The organism is Allosphingosinicella sp., from assembly GCF_036403745.1.
In the GTDB taxonomy this organism is placed as follows: Bacteria; Pseudomonadota; Alphaproteobacteria; order Sphingomonadales; family Sphingomonadaceae; genus Allosphingosinicella.
In genome coordinates this window covers 1-2,461 of sequence record NZ_DASWQI010000066.1, presented here as the reverse complement: position 1 = coordinate 2,461, position 2,461 = coordinate 1, and the positions used below count along the sequence as shown (strand labels likewise).

Annotated in this window: 2 protein-coding genes; both read right to left on the bottom strand. The window is 64.0% G+C overall.

The annotated features are described in order from the left end of the window. A partial coding sequence (locus VGC56_RS12665; protein WP_464125343.1) for a hypothetical protein occupies nucleotides 1-1,067 on the bottom strand: 1,067 nt, incomplete at its 3' end. 314 nt (nucleotides 1,068-1,381) lie between these two features. Next, a complete protein-coding gene (locus VGC56_RS12660; RefSeq protein WP_464125341.1) occupies nucleotides 1,382-2,152 on the bottom strand; it encodes a transposase family protein in 771 nt (256 codons plus the stop codon). Nucleotides 2,153-2,461: the final 309 nt, after the last annotated feature.

The following is a 2,461-nucleotide window of genomic DNA, read 5'->3' as shown; positions in this document are numbered from 1 at the left end:
GATTCCGCTGCGCGCCATCCCTCATAAAGGTGCGTCGGTGCATACCCGGTATCCGCTCGACCCAGTAGGCCGGCCGCGTAGGTTAGATCGATCCACAACACGAGGACGTCCTCGGGGATCGACAGCCGCTTGGCCAGCCTCGCCCGTTCCCGAGGCCCGACCCCGCCCTTCTTCAGCGCCGCGATCGGCGCCGTGCGGGCCGCGTCGAGCAAGGTCGTCACGCCTCGAAGTGCCTCCTGTGCCGCGGCCTGCGCAGCCCGGCGCACCGCTGCATCGTCGGCACCGACCAAGGGGAAATATGGGCGTCCGGTCAGGGTGAGCTCGCGTTCGGCTAGCCACGCGGCGACCGCTACCTCCTTGGGCAGTTCAAGCCCATAGTTGACCGGCAGCAGCAGGCCGGCCGCGAGGAGCAGCTTGGTCGGATCACCCGGCTGGGAACGGCCGAATCCGGAGTGGTACTCGTGACAGCCGCGCCGAAACTCGCTGAGCCGGTCCCTGGCCGGTTTCGGCAGTCCAGCGATCACCTTGATGATCAAGGGTGGATCCCTCATGAACTCGGACAGCTGCGCCGTCAGCTCGGGCTTGCGTAGCCCATCGGTCGCCGCGCCGAACGCGCCAAGGGCCGCGCGCAGGTTCTCCACCAGGACTGATCCCGCGATCGTCACCACCGGCCGGCCGCCGCCGATCTCGGCTAACCAGTGCGCCTCCAGTCGCTCCGGCAAGCACAGAATCCCGGAGCTGTCCCAGGCCAGCCCTAGCCCGCACAGTTGGGCCACGACAGCCCGCACTGCCTGCTCCGAGGCATTCAGCAGCCGGGCGAGAGCCGGAACAGTCGCGGAGGCGCCAAGGGCGACGGTGGCCTGCCCCACCATCACCATGTCCCGGTTCGCCGTGCGCAACGCGGCGGCGAGCGACTCGGCACCACCCAGCCGCTGCGCGAGCTGAGTGAAACCACGCGGAACCGGCTGCACCAGGACGTCCGGTCGTGCTTGCAGTAACGCGATCAACGACACTTCGTTCAGACCGGACAGATGCTCAGCAAATGATCTTGCGCACACGTCCGCCATTCTGCCGTCAAGCCACTCTCCGCGTGCGCGGGGTACGCCTAGAACGTGGCGAGCTTGGAGCCGCGTCGACGAGGCCTCCGACTATCGGACTGAAAATCGGTCGACACCGATGCGTTTGAAACGGTTTCCGTGCAGCCTGGCGCACCGTTCTATCGCAGGTGTGGCGCTCATTGTTACATCTGTAACGCCGGAACTTAGTTCGGCGAACAATGAGCAGACCGCGTACACCGACGTCGCGGGACCTACGAAAGAGATCACATGTCGCCGACCGGCTCGCGCTTAAACTCCCGGAGAGTACTCGCCTCCCCGGGGGCTTATTCACAAGCCGCGAAGAAGAAGAGTCCGATGATGGCTTTGAGCATGCTTTGGTATTTTTCTATGGGTGCTCGGTATCGGCCGCCTTCCTCGCTGAGCATGCGCCATATCTTGAGGTGTGCGATGGCGTGCTCGACAGCCGCCCGGATTTTGCTTAAGGCGGTGTTGAACTCGGCTTGGTTGGTGGTGAGCTCGCCTCCGGGGGACCGTTTAAACGGGACGATCTCGATACCCTCGACACCGACATAGCCTAGATCGGCTACGGCCGAGATCTCAACGAGCAAGGTTTTGAGCTCGGAGGCGACGAATGCATGGGCGTCATGACGGGCCCCGTGCACCGGTATCGGGCCGACCGCCGCCAGCCGCCCGCCCAGCGTGGCGGCGATCTGGATATTCATCCCCGGATACCCGGCCTTGGCCGAGAACAAATCGGGGACGTGCCCCCAGTCCCAGGTGGGGCAGACCGTGCCGTCGACCAGCACTGTTCCTGCTCCCACCACCTCGGCCAGATCGGGCACGAACTCGGCCAGGACCTGTCCGATCAGCGGGCGCAGCAGGTCCCAGCGCCGGCTCACCGTGGGTTGGCTGACGCCGAAGATCGCACCGGCGAAGGCCTGGGTGATGTTCTTTCGCATCAAACACACCACCAGTGCCACCGAACCGAACAGGCCCAGCGCATACGGGCGGCCACGGGAGGCGAACCCACCGCCGCGAACAGCGTGCACCCGGGTCACCAATTCGGTGAGTTGCTCATTGTTGAGTCCTGTCATAGCCTCATATCGCAACGGCTCCTCCGCGTTGATTTCGCTGTCTGGTCGGCAACGAAACAAAACGGCAGGAGCTGTTGCCCCTCAAGGGCGACACGCACCATTCACAGATTGTGCAGAAATCGTGAGCTGACTTCCGCTCGAAGAACTGTCAGACTTACTCGACCTCACTCTTAGGAGGCTTGTGAATTAGCCTCCTGGGCGTTAGGAAAAGACTCCTGGCCTCGGTCTCGATAGGTCTCAGGGGTTGTGGTGGCCGGTCATGAGTTGGCGGCGGGAGTTGATGCCAAGCTTGGTGTAGACCTGCGCGAG

Excerpts from the sequence above, each read along its gene's own strand:
- VGC56_RS12660 (WP_464125341.1), bottom strand. The coding sequence starts at position 2,152 with ATGACAGGACTCAACAATGAGCAACTCACCGAATTGGTGACCCGGGTG.